Below are 13,770 nucleotides of genomic sequence, written 5' to 3' on the forward strand. Positions count from 1 at the left end.
GGTGTGGTCGGGTCTTCGGTTGTCGCTCGGCGGGCCGGGCCGCCCGAAGCGGCGGCGCAGGTCCGCCCCTCAGTACGTCAGAGCCGGTCCCAGGCGTCGGCGTCCGGGGCGAAGAACTCCCGCAGCTGCGGCATGAACGCCCCCGAAGCGGCCGCTGCGGCGACCAGTTCGCGGACGTACCTGGCCAGCTTCTCGACGCCCGCGTCGCCCAGAGCGGCGTACGGTGCCCGGTCCAGTCGGCCGGTCTCGTGCTCCATCTCGTCCCGCAGCGCGACCCCGCGGGCGGTCAGCGTGCCCGCCCCGTCGATCAGTCCGCGTTCCACGAGCCTGTGCTGCCCGGCGGACCAGTCCTGCTCGGACCACCCGCGCTGGGGCATCACGACCTCCTTGGGCATGCCGCGCTCGCTGGCGCAGTCGAGGACGAGTGCCTCCACGCCGACCAGTTCGACGTGGCCGAGCACCGTGGCGTGCCCGTCGCCCCGGTGCTCCCGGAGCATGGTCGCGGCGTGCCACAGCGCGATGTGCGGCTCGTCGGGCTGTTCGAGGCCGGCGTTGGCCGCGTACAGCGGACGCCCGGGGAAGAGGCCCCCCGAGGCCGCGGCCCCGGCCAGTTTCGCCGCTTCCGCCATCTGCGGCGACCGGACGACCTCGGAGCCGAGCAGCCGCTCCAGCGCCGTGCCGATGGCCTTCTGCCGTGCGAGGATCGCCTGCTTCGGCGACACGCGGTCCCAGACGGCGGGCACGCGCTCCGCGACGAAGGCGGGGGCGAAGCCGTGGAAGACCGCGGTCACCAGCGGGGCGTCCGCCGCACCGAGCGGTGCCGAACGGCACGCGAGGTAGACGCTCAGCGGATCGGTGACACCGAACCGCTGGAGTTCCGTCCCCAGGTCCGGGGTGAAGTACGAGATGGAGTGCAGCGCGTTGACTGCTTGCGCGCAACGCTGCTCGTAGGAACGCTCACTGTTGTGCACTGCGGTCATGACACCCTCACATGGTTGACGCGGGACGGGAGTTGGGTCGACGGCATCGAGTGTCAGCACCAACGGGCTTTCGTTACACTGGAGTTGGCCAAGGTCTGACGCAATCTGACAGGCATCTTTGGCCTCACTGCGGCGGGTTGCCGTGTTTGCGCGAGGGCAGGTCGGCGTGCTTGGCGCGCAGCATGTCGAGGGAGCGGATCAGCACCGTGCGGGTCTCCCGCGGATCGATGACGTCGTCGATCAGTCCGCGCTCGGCCGCGTAGTAGGGGTGCATGAGCTCTTCCTTGTACTCCGCGATGCGCTGCTCGCGTACGGCCTCGGGGTCGTCGGCCGCGTTGATCTCGCGGCGGAAGACGACGTTGGCCGCGCCCTCGGCACCCATCACCGCGATCTCGTTGGTGGGCCAGGCCAGGGCCAGGTCGGCGCCGATGGAGCGGGAGTCCATGACGATGTAGGCGCCGCCGTACGCCTTGCGCAGCACCAGCGAGATCCTCGGCACGGTGGCGTTGCAGTACGCGTACAGGAGCTTGGCGCCGCGCCGGATGATGCCGTTGTGCTCCTGGCTCACCCCGGGCAGGAAGCCGGGCACGTCGACCAGGGTGACCAGCGGGATGTTGAAGGCGTCGCAGAACTGCACGAAGCGCGCGCCCTTCTCGGACGCCTCGATGTCCAGCACGCCGGCCATGGAGGCGGGCTGGTTGGCCACGATGCCGACGACATGGCCGTCCAGCCGGGTCAGCGCGCAGACGATGTTGGTCGCCCAGGCCGGGTGCACCTCGAAGTACTCGCCGCCGTCGACGACCTCCTCGATGACCTTGCGGATGTCGTACGCCTGGCCGGAGTCGACCGGGACCAGGTCGAGCAGCGACTCGTTGAGCCGGTCGCTGAGGTCGCCCGAGCGCTCGACGGGTGCCAGCTCGCGGTTGTTGGCGGGCAGCAGCGACAGCAGGTAGCGCACGTCGTCGATGCAGTGCTCCTCGTCGTCGTACGCGAAGTGCGCGACGCCGGAGACGGCGGAGTGCACATCGGCGCCGCCGAGGCCGTTCTGGCTGATCTCCTCACCGGTGACCGCCTTGACGACGTCGGGCCCGGTGATGAACATCTGCGAGGTGTCGCGGACCATGAAGACGAAGTCGGTCAGGGCCGGCGAGTAGGCCGCGCCGCCGGCGCACGGGCCGAGCATCACGCTGATCTGCGGGATGACGCCGGACGCCTTGGTGTTGCGCTGGAAGATGCCGCCGTAGCCGGCCAGCGCGGTCACGCCCTCCTGGATGCGGGCCCCCGCGCCGTCGTTGAGCGAGACCAGCGGTGCGCCGGCCGACTCGGCCAGGTCCTGGATCTTGTGGATCTTCTGCGCGTGCGCCTCGCCGAGGGCGCCGCCGAAGACCCGGAAGTCGTGGGCGTACACGAAGACCGTGCGGCCGTGCACGCTGCCCCAGCCGGTGATCACACCGTCGCTGTACGGCTTCTTGTGCTCCAGGCCGAAGCCGGTGGCACGGTGTCGGCGCAGGGGCTCGACCTCGTTGAAGGAGCCCTTGTCGAGGAGCAGCGCGATCCGCTCGTGGGCGGTCAGCTTGCCCTTGGCGTGCTGGCGTTCGGTGGCGGCCGGGTCGGGGCCGTTGCGTGCCGTCTCCTTGAGCCCGGTGAGTTCGGTGAGGCGGTGGTGAATCGTTTCGTCTGTTGCAGGCATGGGGTTCCCCACTCTCCGTGTGTCGTTGTGGTCAGACCGTGCTGTCCGCGACGGCGAACGCTGCGGTGGTCAGGGCGAGTCGGCGGGCGCTGTTCGTCGCGTGGACGCGTGCGTGCGGAGCGATGCGCCGGACCAGGCCGCCGAGCACCAGCCCGGGTCCGGCCTCGACGAACCGGTCCACGCCCGCCGCCCCGAGCACGTGCACGGCCTCGGTCCAGCGCACCGGGCTGGTGAGCTGGCTGCGCAGGGCGACGATCGCCCCGGCGGCGGTCGAGATCCGGGCTCCGGTGACGCTGGAGACCAACTCGATCTCCGGGTCGCGGAATTCGGTGGTGATCAGCGCCTCGGTGAACTCCGCCTCGATGCCGCTCAGCAGCGTGGAGTGGAAGGGGCCGCCTGCCTTCAGCTCCGTCACCCGGACGGCCCCGGCCGCGCGCGCCGCTCGCATCAGCCGGGCCACGGCCTCGGCCTGCCCCGACACCACAGTCTGGCCGGGGCCGTTGTCACCGGCGATCTCGACCGTGCGGCCGGTGGCCGCGGCGGCCTCGGAGCACAGGCGCGCCACCACGCGGCGGTCCAGACCGAGCACGGCGGCCGTGGCGCCCCGTACCTGGTCGTCGACGGTGGCGATGAGCTCGCCGCGCAGCCGCACCAGGCGCAGCGCGTCCGTCCATTCCAGGACGCCTGCGGCGACCATCGCCGCGTACTCACCGAGGCTGTGTCCCGCGACGGCGTCGGGCTCGACGCCCTGGCCGCGCAGCACGTCCAGGGTGACCAGACCGGCGAGCAGGACGGCGGGCTGCGAGACGGCCGGATCGTCCAGGTCCCGGCCGGGACCGTGCCAGCTCAGCCTCGTCAGGGGGATGCCGAGCACGTCGTCGGCGGTGCGGTAGTAGGTCTCCACCAGGTCGGGCCGCTGAGCGAGCAGGTGCCTGCCCATGCCCACGCGCTGTGAGCCCTGGCCGGGGAAGACGAATGCGGTGCGGTTCATCCTGTCACGTCCTTGTTGTCGGTCAGCGGGGGCCGTGGTGCGGCGGGTGCGCCTCAGCAGGCGAGGGCCGGCAGGGCCGGCTCGGTCACGTCCGCCCGGCCGCCGGTGCCCTGGGCGCGGAGCCAGTCCCCCGTCAGCCAGCGGACGTCGACCGAGCGGGCGGTCTCCCCCCAGACCGCCGCCGCGGCGGCGTGAGTGGTGGTGCAGGGGATGTCGAGCACGGTCCAGCCGGGTGGGTGGCGGCGGGCGTCGACGCCGAGGTAGTCCTGCGCGGGAGAGCGGCTCAGTCCGGTGCCGATCCCTTTGAGGAAGGCTTCCTTGCGGGTCCATATCCGGCCGAAGCGGGCCGTCAGTTCCGCCGCCTCGGCGTCCGCCAACTCGCTCTGTTCGTCCGGGTGCAGGGCCTTGCCGCAGATCTCCACGCTCTCCCTGCGCGGCAGCCGCTCCACGTCCACGCCGACCGGGACCGCCGCCACACCCACGAGGGCGACGCCGCCGCTGTGCGACAGGGAGAAGTGCAGGGGCGGCCGGCCCGGCGTCGGCGTCACCGCCGGCCTGCCGTGCGCGCCGCCGCAGCCCGGGCAGGGCTCGCGGAAGAACCGGAGGTCCTGCGGCGTTGTGTCGGTGTAGCGGCTGAGCAGTCTGCGCAGGGCGACATGAGCGGTGGCGTACAACAGCCCGTCCGCCGGGCGGATGAACGAGGCGGCTCTGTGCCGCTCCGCCGCGTCGAGTTCCGACGTGTCGAGTGCGTCCCCGTCCGTCGCGTCGGGAGAGCGCATGAGCCACAGGTCGACCCGACCCGTGGAAACGGTGAACGTCGCATCCTGTCGGCCGAGTTGGACCAGCGAGGTGCCGGGCCCTGGACTGTGCTCCGCCGTCATGCCACGGCCCCGGAGGCGCTCCGGTGCGGGATGCGGACCGGAGCGAGCTGGTCGGCCAGGCAGTCGACCAGTTCGGCCGCGCTGTTGGCCAGCAGCAGCATCTGCAGGTTCAGTTCGACCTGGAGGGCGGTCTCCATCTGGCGCTGGAGCTCCAGGCCCGCGATCGAACCGACGCCCAGGCTGCTCATCGGCCGGTTCGTGGTGTCCACGCTCTGCGGCGGGATGCCCAGCACCCGGCCGAGTTCCTGTCGTACGTAGGTGTCGAGCATGGTGGTGCGCTGACCGTGGTCCGCCGCTGCCAGGGCGGCGCGGTCGGGCACGCTCACCTCGGCGGCGGTCGGGCCCGTCCTGGCGGCTTGTGGGGTCGCTGTCATGTTCCGTCCTGGGGTCGGTGGCGTACGTCCTGCGGGTGTCCGGCCGAGGGACCGCGTCGGGCGGCGACGTACGCCGGACGACGTGGCAGGAGGCCGAGGAGGGCCACGGCCAGACCGGCGATTCCGACGGCTGTGATCAGCCCGAGCACCGGCCCCCGGCCCACCGGGTACAGCGCGGCGCACAGCACGGTCATGAGGGCCGCGGCCAGTTGGACGGCGGTCTGGTAGATGCCGCCTGCCATCGCCTGCTGCGCGGCCGGGACCGATCCGGTGGCCTGCACGTGGAAAGCGGTGAAGGCGAGCACGAACGCGGCCCCGACGAGCAGCAGGGTGGGGAGCACGTCCGTGGCGTAGTGGACGGCGCCGCCGTCGCGCGGCAGCAGTACGTAGCCGAGGGCCGCGGCCCCGGCTCCCGCCGCGATCAGCCGGGCCGGCCCGAACCGGGCGACGATCCGTCCGGAGTGCAGCGCGGTGAGCGCCAGCGGCACGGCGGCAGGCAGGAAGGCGAGGCCGGTCCGCAGAGGGTCGAACCCCGCCTGCCGTTGCAGGTCCAGGGTGCTCACCAGAAGCAGTCCCAGGTACGAGCCGTTGAGGCAGCCCGCACCGACGGCGGAGCGCACCAGCGGCGCGTGGGCGAGCAGGGACAGGTTCAGCAGGGAGTGCTTCCCGGTGCGTTCCACGCGTACGAAGACCGCTGCCAGCAGCGCCGCGAGGGTGAAGGAGCCGACGGTGACCGGATGGCCCCAGCCGGCGTCGGGCCCGGAGGCGATCGCGTACACCAGGAGCAGCATCGCCCCGGTGAGGCTGAGGGCGCCCGAGGCGTCGTACCGCCGAGGCGTCCTGGGGTCGGGCCGGTCCCGGGGAATCAGCCGCAGCCCGACGACGAAGAGGATCAGTGCGACCGGTGCCGGGAAGGCGAAGGTCCAGCGCCAGCTCACCTCGGTGAGCACTCCGGAGAGGAGCAGTCCCATCGAGAAGCCGCTGGCGCCGAAGAGCGTGTAGACCGACAGCGCCCGGCTGCGTGCCGGGCCTTCGGGGAAGGTGGAAGCGATGATGGCGAGCCCGGTGGGCGCGGTCAGCGCGGCGCAGAACCCCTTGACGAAGCGGGTGGCCACGAGCAGTGTCGCGCCGTCCGCCAGTGCGCTCACCAGGGAAGCGGCGGCGAACACGAGCAGCGCGGTCAGATAGACCGGGCGGCGGCCGAGCAGTGCCACGACCCGGCCGCCGAAGAGCAGCAGGGCGCCGAAGCCGACGGCGAATCCGGAGACGACCCACTGCGCTTGGGCCGTGGTCAGGCCCAGGTCGTCGCCGATGGCGGGCAGTGCCACCAGGGCCACCGACACCTCAAGGGCGTCGATGAGCATGTTCCCGGCGAGCACGAACAGCAGGCCCCACAGGGCGGGGCTCCACCGCCCGTGGATGTCGGCCGGCGCGGTGGCCCGGGGTGTCCTCGCACGTGTCATGGTCCCGTTCCGCAGGTGTGGTGGGGTGGGTGGGTCCGCAGGTGGGTGGGGTGGGTCGGTCCGCAGGTGCGGTGGGCCGGGTGACCGGCCCGGGGCGGGGGGCGGGCCGGCCTCGGACGGTGTCCGTGGCCGGCCCGGCCGGCGCGGCGGGGGGATGTGCGCGCCGGTGGTCCGCCGGTCGGTGGTTCAGCCGAGCAGGGTGCCGCCCGTGGCGTCGACGAAGGAGCCGGTGATCCAGCGGGCCTCGTCACTGGCGAGGAAGGCCACCACGTCGGCGACGTCCTCCGGTTCGCCGACCCGGTTGAAGGTCGACATCTGCGCCATCTGCGCCACCACTTCGGGCATGTCGAAGACCGGGTTGTCGTTGCGGGTGATGCCCGGCGCCACGGAGTTGATGGTGATCGAGCGCGGGCCGAGGTACTTCGCGAAGTGCAGGGCGAGCTGGTCGACGGCGCCCTTGGTCATCGCGTACGCGATCTCGTCGGGGTTGGCGAAGCGGGTCAGACCCGAGGTGATGTTGATGATGCGGCCGCCGTCGGGCATGTTCTTCAGGGCCCGCTGGATGAGGAAGAACGGCGCCTTGGCGTTGACCGCGAACAACTCGTCGAACTTCTCCGGCGTGGTGTCCTCGGGCTTGACCCCGCCCATCACACCGGCGTTGTTGACCAGGATGTCCAGGTCGGTGCCGCCGGTGCGCTCCCGCAGGCCGCTCTCCAGCCCGAGGAACAGTTCGTGCACGTCACCGGGGACGCCCAGTTCGGCGCGGACGGTGAAGGCCCGGCCGCCGTCCTTCTCGATCGACGTGACGACCTCGTCGGCGGCGTCCTCGCGCGAGGTGTAGTGGACGGCGACCAGCGCACCGTCCGCCGCGAGACGTATGGCGGCCGCGCGGCCCATGCCCCGGCTCGAACCTGTGACGAGCGCGGTCTTGCCCGTGAGCCTGCCCATGTCTGTTCTCCTCTTCTTCGCTGTTGCCGTGTCCGGCGACTTCGTCGGTACCGAAGCCACCGGTGTCTTGCGGGACGCGGCCGACGGCTCGCAACCCGGTGCGCCGAACCAGCGGTGCAGCGCCTGCTCCAGGTCCGCTCCCCCGGTGCCGGCCCAGGCGACGTAGCCGTCGGGGCGCACCAGGAGGGCGTCGGCGTCCGCCGAGGCGCCGGGGGGCGCGGTGGCGGCCACCGTGCGCACCGGGCCGGCCCAGCGGTCGGCGACGGTGCGCACCTCCTGCTGCCCGGTGGGGTCGCCGGACAGCAGGAGCAGGACGCCGCGCCCGGAGCGCAGGATCTCGGCGCTGGTGAGCGGGCCTTCCTCGGTGGTGAGCCGCCAGTGCGGCAGGCGTGCACCGAGCAGGGGGTGGTCGCCCGCCCCCACGTCGTAACGGATGTCCAGGCCGGAGATCGTTCCGGCGAGGTGGGCCCGTACGTTGTCGCTCTGTTCGGTCAGCTCGGCGACGACCTGGCGGGCCGCGTCGACCTCCTGCGACCCGAGCAGCAGCAGTGCCTGTGCCCTGATGTTGCTCAGGACCCTCTGGCCGACGACGTGCCGTTCGCCGTGATAGCTGGTGAGCAGCCCTTCCGGGGCCCGCCCGGCGACCTGCGCGGCGAGCTTCCAGCCGAGGTTGGCGGCGTCCTGCAGCCCGAGGTTGAGGGCCTGGCCGCCGATCGGCATCTGCTGGTGCGCCGCGTCGCCCGCCAGGAGGAGCCGGTCGTTCTGGTAGGCGGTCGCCTGCCGGGAGGCGTCACCGAAGGAGTTCACCCACAGCGGTGTGCCGCCGCTGATGTCCTCCCCGGTGACGCGCTTCCAGGTGTCGGCGACGTCCTCGAAGCGGGGCTGCGTGCCGCGTGGACCGGCACCGAACTCGTGCACCATCACCCGGGTCACTCCGTCGGGGCGCCGGGCGGCGATGGCGAGTCCCGCGTCGAGCCGCTCGAAGCGGCGGTTGCGGATGTCGATGCCCGCCACGTCGGCGCGCAGCAGTTCGCGTTGTGCGCCGGTGCCGGAGAGACCGAAGCCTCCCAGCCCGCGTACGGCGCTGTTCTCGCCGTCGCAGCCGACGACGTACCGGGCCCGGAAGAACGCCGTTGTTCCCCCGTCGGTACGCACTTCGGCTTCCGCGTGGTCCTCGGTCACGGTCAGTCCCGTCACGGTGTGACCGCGCCGGATGTCCGCGCCGAGGTCCTCGGCCCACTGTCCCAGCAGTTCCTCGATGCGGGTCTGCGGGACCTTCCACTGGCCCGGGTAGGGGCTGGGAAGGGTGAGGTCGAGCGGAATACCCCCGAAGTGGCCCTTCGGTTCGTTCGGCACCTCACCGAGCGGTGCGAGCAGGCCCCGGCTGTCGAGGAGTTCCATGGTGCGGGCGTGCAGGGTGGAGGCGCGCGACTCGGTGGTCGGCGCGGTGAGCTGTTCGAGGACCACCACGTCCGCGCCGGCCAGCCGCAGCTCGCCCGCGAGGAAGAGCCCGACCGGGCCCGCCCCGACCACGATCACCTGGGTTTCGGTGCAGTCCCCTGCCCTGGTCATGCCGCTTTGCGCTCGGCGTAGTCCTTGGCGTGGCCCAGGGTGGCGCGGCTGTTGGTGCTCAGTGCGCTGTGGACGTACGTCTTGGCGTCGGCGACGGTGGCTTCCGCGCCGAGGATGCGGGTGATGTTCTCGGTGTTGATGGTGACGGTGTGCTGGGACGAGGCGGCCACGCCCGCGTCGTTGGGGGCGAACGTCCAGTAGCCGGTGTGCAGCGTCATCAGCGCCGGGAGCGTCACCTGCTTGTAGGCGATCTTCTCGTGCGGGAAGGCCACCCGGTACGACTTGGTGGTGTGCACCGAACCGTCCTTGGCCCGGGTGTCCATCTCCAGCTCCTGCAGGCCCGGGGAGGGCTCCGCGAAGCGGACGGTGGCGACGTGCGGCAGCCGCTCGGGCCACTGGTCGGCCTCGTTGACGAAGTCGAAGACGTCCTTGGCCGAGCCGTTGATCTGGACGGTGTCCTCGAAGGAGAACGTCAGGTCCTCGGCCGCGTGCGCCGCCTCGACGTTCGTCTTCAGCGCGGCGAGCTCCGAGCGCGAGTTGCGGTCGACGGCCTCGTCGATCCAGGCCAGGCTGTCGGCGTCGTCGTCGACGGCCCGGTAGTCGTGCAGGAGCCGGACGCGGGACTCGCTGCCGGAGAGTGCCTCGATGATCCAGGTGCCGCCCATCGAGGCGATCGGAGCCGCGGAGACCTCCTGGCGGAAGGTGATCCGCAGCTGCTCCGGGTCCAGGGTCCGGCGCGAAGTCCAGTTCTTGGCCTCGCCGTTGGCGGTGGCCCAGATGCGGATGCGCTCCTCGCTCTCGCCCTGTTCCACATGGTCGACGTAGATGGTCGGCGGGAAGATCCGGGGCCAGTTCTGCACCTCGGCTATCAACCGGTAGACGGCGGCGGCCGGGGCCGAGACCGTGATGTCGTGCTCCACCTCGCGCAGGCCGGGCTGGGACATACTCATGCTCCTCTGGTCGGGTTGGGGACGTGGGTCGGGCGGCTCAGAAGTTGCCGAGGCCGCCGCAGACGTTGAGCGCCTGCGAGGTGATGGAGGCGGCGGTGTCGGACGCCAAGTAGCCGACCAGGCCCGCGACTTCCTCGGGCGTCGAGTAGCGGCCCAGCGGGATCTTCGACTGGAACTTCGCCAGGATGGCCTCCTCGGTGGCGTCGTACGCGGCCGCGTAGCCCTGACGCACGCGCTGCGCCATGGGGGTCTCGACGTAACCGGGGCAGACCGCGTTCACGGTGATGCCGGTCGGGGCCAGCTCGTTGCCGAGCGCCTTGGTGAAGCCGACGACGCCGTGCTTGGAGGCCGAGTAGGGGGCGCCGAGCACGACGCCCTGCTTGCCGGCGGTGGAAGCGATGTTGATGATGCGGCCTCGGTCCTTGTCGCGCAGCCCACCGGTGGTGAGCACCTCCCGCGTCAGCCGGAAGACGCTGTTGAGGTTGGTGTCGATGACGTCGTTCCACAGGTCGTCGTCGATGTCCGCGGTGACGCCGCCACCGCTGCGACCGGCGTTGTTGACCAGTACGTCCACGGTCCCGAAGCGGTCGACGGCGGCCTGCACGAAGAGACGGGCATCGGTGCTGGAGCGGACGTCCAGTGTGGTGCCGTCGACGTCGAGGCCCTCGCTCTGCAGCTGCTTGACGGTCTCGGCGACGTTCTCGGCGTTGCGCGCGCCGATGAACACGCGGTGGTTCTGGGTGGCCAGGAGGCGGGCGACGGCGAGCCCGATTCCACTGGTGGCGCCGGTGACGAGGGCGACCCGCTTGTCCTGCTGCGACATAGCTGTCTTCTCCAAGGAAGGTGGTGTGGACCCCGCCGCGGCGGGCTGCGCCGCGGCGGGGGTGGCACGGGGATACAAGGGCGGGGCACACGGGCCCGGTGGTGCGTTACGCGGCGGGCGTGAGCTCCCGCAGGTGCACGTTGATCGCGGCCACGAGGGTGCGCGGGGTGCGGTTGTCGGCGAATATCTCGTCGTCGAGGGAGATGCCGTACTCCCGCTCGATGAGGCCACCGGTCTCCAGGAGCGCGAGGGACTCGTAGCCCAGCTCCTCGAAGTCGGTGTCGAGGATGTCGCCGTCGAGGTCGACGCCCTCTTCCGCGCCTGCGCCCTCCAGCAGAATGCGCTTGAGGTCCTCGAGGGTGAATTCCTGCTTCGACATGGGGTTCCCTTCATACGTCGCGCACCTGGTGCACGGGTCGGGGTCGGACGGAACACCCGCCGCCTCCGTGGGGAGAGGGGCGGGGAGGTGAAGCAGCCGCCGCCTCCGTGGGGAGAGGGACGGGGAGGTGAAGCAACCGCCCCTCGTGGGGAGAGGGACGGGGAGGGGAAGCACCCGCCGCCGCTCTCCGGGGGAGAGAGGGCGGTGGCGGGTGCCGGCTGGGGAGGGCTAGTCGACCGCGCGGACGACCATGGCGGAGTTGAAGCCGCCGTAACCCCGGGCGAGCACCAGCGCGGTGCGCACCGAGGCGGTGCGCGGCTGGCCGGTCACCAGGTCGATGTCGTACTCGGGCGACAGCACCACGTTGGTGGTCGGCGGGATCAGCCCCTCGCGGATCGCCAGGACCGCGGAGACCACGTCGACCGGAGCCGCGCCGGAGTAGAGACGGCCGATCATCGTCTTGGGCGCGGTGACGGGGACCCCGGCGGGGCCGAACACCTCGGTGATGGCGTCGGCCTCCTCGCGGTCGAGCCGCGGGGTCCCGGCCGCGTCGGCGAAGACCACGTCGACCTGGCCCGCCTCGACACCGGCGTCGGCGAGAGCCACCTCGATGGCGCGGCGCAGCCCCGGCGGACGTCCGCTGCCGGGCTTCGGGTCGAAGGTCGCCCCGTACCCCGCGACCTCGCCGTAGACGTTCTCGGCGTCGCGTTCGAGGGCCGACTGCCGGTCCTCCAGGATGAGCAACGCGCCGCCCTCGCCCGGCACGTAGCCGTCGGCCGCCGTGTCGAAGGGCAGGTAGGCGCGCTCCGGGTGGTCGCTGGTGGACAGTCGGCCACCGGCGATCTGGGCGACCCAGCCCCAGGGGCAGATCGACGCGTCGAAGCCACCGGAGAAGATCAGCTTGCTGCCCTTGCGGATCTGCCGGCGTGCCTGGGCGATCGCGTCGAGACCGCCCGCGTGGTCGCTGACGACGACTCCGCTGGGACCGCGCATGCCGTTGCGGATGGAGATCTGGCCGCTGTTGACGGCGTAGAACCAGGCGAAGGACTGGTACGCGCTGACGTACTGGCTGCCCTGGCTCCACAGCTTGCGCAGCTCGTTCTGGCCGAACTCGAAGCCGCCCGATGTCGATGCGGTGACGACTCCCATGTCGAACTCGGGAATGTCGCCGGGCTTGACCCCTGCGTCGTCGAAGGCGCAGTCGGCGGCGACGAGGGCGAGCCGGGTCATCCGGTCGGTCTGCGGGATCAGCCTGCTGGGCAGGTGGTCCGACGCCTCGAACCCCCTTATCTCTCCTGCCAGTTGGGACGGGTAGGAGGAGGGGTCGAAGCGGGTGATGCGGTCGATGGCGTTCTTGCCGACCCGGGTCGCGGCCCAGAAGTCGTCCACGCCGAGCCCGTTGGGGGTGGCGACACCGATTCCGGTGATGATCGTCTTGGTGTTCACGCCTGGCTCCTGTCGGGACGGGCCAGCACCATCGCGCTCTGGAAGCCGCCGAAACCGCTGCCGACCGTGAGGACCGCGTCGGTGCGGTGGTCGCGTGCGATGAGCGGGACGTAGTCGAGGTCGCACTCCGGGTCGGGGTTGTGCAGGTTCGCGGTGGGCGGCACCACGTGGTTCTCCATCGCCAGTACGGACGCGGCGATCTCGATCGAGCCGATCGCGCCGAGCGAGTGACCCACCATCGACTTGATGGAGCTCACCGGCGTGCGGTACGCGTGCTCGCCGAGGCTCAGCTTGAAGGCGGCGGTCTCGTGCCGGTCGTTCTGCTTGGTGCCGGAACCGTGGGCGTTGATGTAGTCGATCTGGTCGGGGTTCATCCGTGCCTCGGCGAGGGCCACGTCGATGGCCTCCGACATCTCGCGGCCGTCGGGGCGAAGACCCGTCATGTGGAAGGCGTTGCAGCGCGAGGCGTAACCGGCGATCTCGGCGTAGATGTGTGCCCCGCGCTTCTTCGCGCTCTCCAGTTCTTCGAGGACGAAGACGGCGCTGCCCTCTCCGAGGACGAAGCCGTTGCGGGTGCTGTCGAAGGGCCGCGAGGCGTGCTCGGGGTCGTCGTTGCGCGGCGTGGTGGCCTTGATCGCGTCGAAGCACGCCATCGTGATCGGCGAGATCGGGGCGTCCGTCGCGCCGGTGATCATGACGTCAGCGGTGCCCTCACGGATCAGTTCGACGGCGTGGCCGACCGAGTCGAGGCCGGAGGTGCAACCTGTGGAGACGACGGTGGCCGGCCCCTCGGCGCCCACGGCCCAGGCCACTTCCGCGGCGAACGAGCTCGGCACGAAGTGGTTGTAGAGGTGCTGCGGCGCGTAGGTGTGGTCGACCAGGTCGAGCCGGCCGTCATTGCTGACCACGCGGTACTCGTCGTCGAGACCGGTGGTCGCGCCGACCGCGCTGCCGATGGTGACACCGGTGCGGTGCGGGTCGAACCCGGCGAGGTCGAGCCCGGAGTCGGCGACCGCCTCGCGTGCGGTGACCACGCCGAACTGGGCGGCGCGGTCCATGCGGCGGATGTCCTGCGGGGTCAGCCCGTGCGACGCGGGGTCGAAGTCGGCTTCGGCGGCGATTCTGGAACGGAAGGAGGAGGGGTCGAAGAAGGTGATTCCCCGAGTCGCTGTGCGTCCTTCGCTCAGCAGACTCCAGAAACTCTTGGCGCCGATACCGCCCGGCGCGAGCACTCCCAGCCCTGTGATGACTACCCGGCGGCCCACTAGCGGTG

The 13,770-nt window shown here is 71.3% G+C and carries 12 protein-coding genes; all 12 read right to left on the reverse strand.

The genetic code is table 11. The features are described 5' to 3' along the window. Positions 1–77: 77 nt before the first annotated feature. The 12 genes from OG897_RS17500 to OG897_RS17555 all read right to left on the reverse strand — a co-directional run bounded on the left by OG897_RS17500 (position 78) and on the right by OG897_RS17555 (position 13,762). A complete protein-coding gene (locus OG897_RS17500; protein ID WP_266657857.1) occupies positions 78–980 on the reverse strand; it encodes a hypothetical protein in 903 nt (300 codons plus the stop codon). A 124-nt stretch (positions 981–1,104) separates the two neighbouring features. Next, complete coding sequence (locus tag OG897_RS17505; protein ID WP_266657859.1) at positions 1,105–2,670, reverse strand: acyl-CoA carboxylase subunit beta; 1,566 nt, start codon at positions 2,668–2,670, stop codon at positions 1,105–1,107. A 31-nt stretch (positions 2,671–2,701) separates the two neighbouring features. Next, entirely contained in the window at positions 2,702–3,661 is a 960-nt protein-coding gene (locus OG897_RS17510; protein WP_266657861.1) for an ACP S-malonyltransferase, read from the reverse strand. 53 nt (positions 3,662–3,714) lie between these two features. Then, complete coding sequence (locus OG897_RS17515; RefSeq protein WP_266657863.1) at positions 3,715–4,542, reverse strand: 4'-phosphopantetheinyl transferase superfamily protein; 828 nt, start codon at positions 4,540–4,542, stop codon at positions 3,715–3,717. Continuing rightward, on the reverse strand, positions 4,539–4,916 hold the full coding sequence (locus OG897_RS17520) for an acyl carrier protein (protein ID WP_266657865.1): 378 nt from the start codon (positions 4,914–4,916) through the stop codon (positions 4,539–4,541). The genes OG897_RS17515 and OG897_RS17520 overlap by 4 nt, the downstream gene beginning before the upstream one ends. Further along, positions 4,913–6,379 (reverse strand): MFS transporter, encoded by a 1,467-nt coding sequence (locus OG897_RS17525; RefSeq protein ID WP_266657867.1) that lies wholly within the window; start codon positions 6,377–6,379, stop codon positions 4,913–4,915. The genes OG897_RS17520 and OG897_RS17525 overlap by 4 nt, the downstream gene beginning before the upstream one ends. A gap of 186 nt (positions 6,380–6,565) precedes the next feature. Then, positions 6,566–8,899 carry an SDR family oxidoreductase gene (locus OG897_RS17530; RefSeq protein WP_266657869.1) on the reverse strand — a complete coding sequence of 778 codons (2,334 nt, stop codon included), beginning with the start codon at positions 8,897–8,899 and terminating at the stop codon, positions 6,566–6,568. Continuing rightward, positions 8,896–9,843 (reverse strand): aromatase/cyclase, encoded by a 948-nt coding sequence (locus OG897_RS17535; protein WP_266657871.1) that lies wholly within the window; start codon positions 9,841–9,843, stop codon positions 8,896–8,898. Before OG897_RS17535 ends, OG897_RS17530 begins: the two co-directional genes overlap by 4 nt. Positions 9,844–9,886: 43 nt before the next feature. Beyond that, the gene (gene fabG, locus OG897_RS17540) at positions 9,887–10,672 is read right to left on the reverse strand and encodes a 3-oxoacyl-ACP reductase FabG (RefSeq protein ID WP_266657873.1); all 786 of its coding nucleotides are present in this window, start codon (positions 10,670–10,672) and stop codon (positions 9,887–9,889) included. 106 nt (positions 10,673–10,778) lie between these two features. After that, on the reverse strand, positions 10,779–11,051 hold the full coding sequence (locus OG897_RS17545; protein ID WP_266657875.1) for an acyl carrier protein: 273 nt from the start codon (positions 11,049–11,051) through the stop codon (positions 10,779–10,781). Between the two features lie 228 nt (positions 11,052–11,279). Next, positions 11,280–12,497, reverse strand: a complete 1,218-nt coding sequence (locus OG897_RS17550) for a ketosynthase chain-length factor (protein ID WP_266657877.1) — start codon at positions 12,495–12,497, stop codon at positions 11,280–11,282. Further along, on the reverse strand, positions 12,494–13,762 hold the full coding sequence (locus tag OG897_RS17555) for a beta-ketoacyl synthase (protein WP_266657879.1): 1,269 nt from the start codon (positions 13,760–13,762) through the stop codon (positions 12,494–12,496). The genes OG897_RS17550 and OG897_RS17555 overlap by 4 nt, the downstream gene beginning before the upstream one ends. Positions 13,763–13,770 lie beyond the last annotated feature (8 nt).

This window comes from Streptomyces sp. NBC_00237 (assembly GCF_026342435.1).
Taxonomy (GTDB): domain Bacteria; phylum Actinomycetota; class Actinomycetes; order Streptomycetales; family Streptomycetaceae; genus Streptomyces.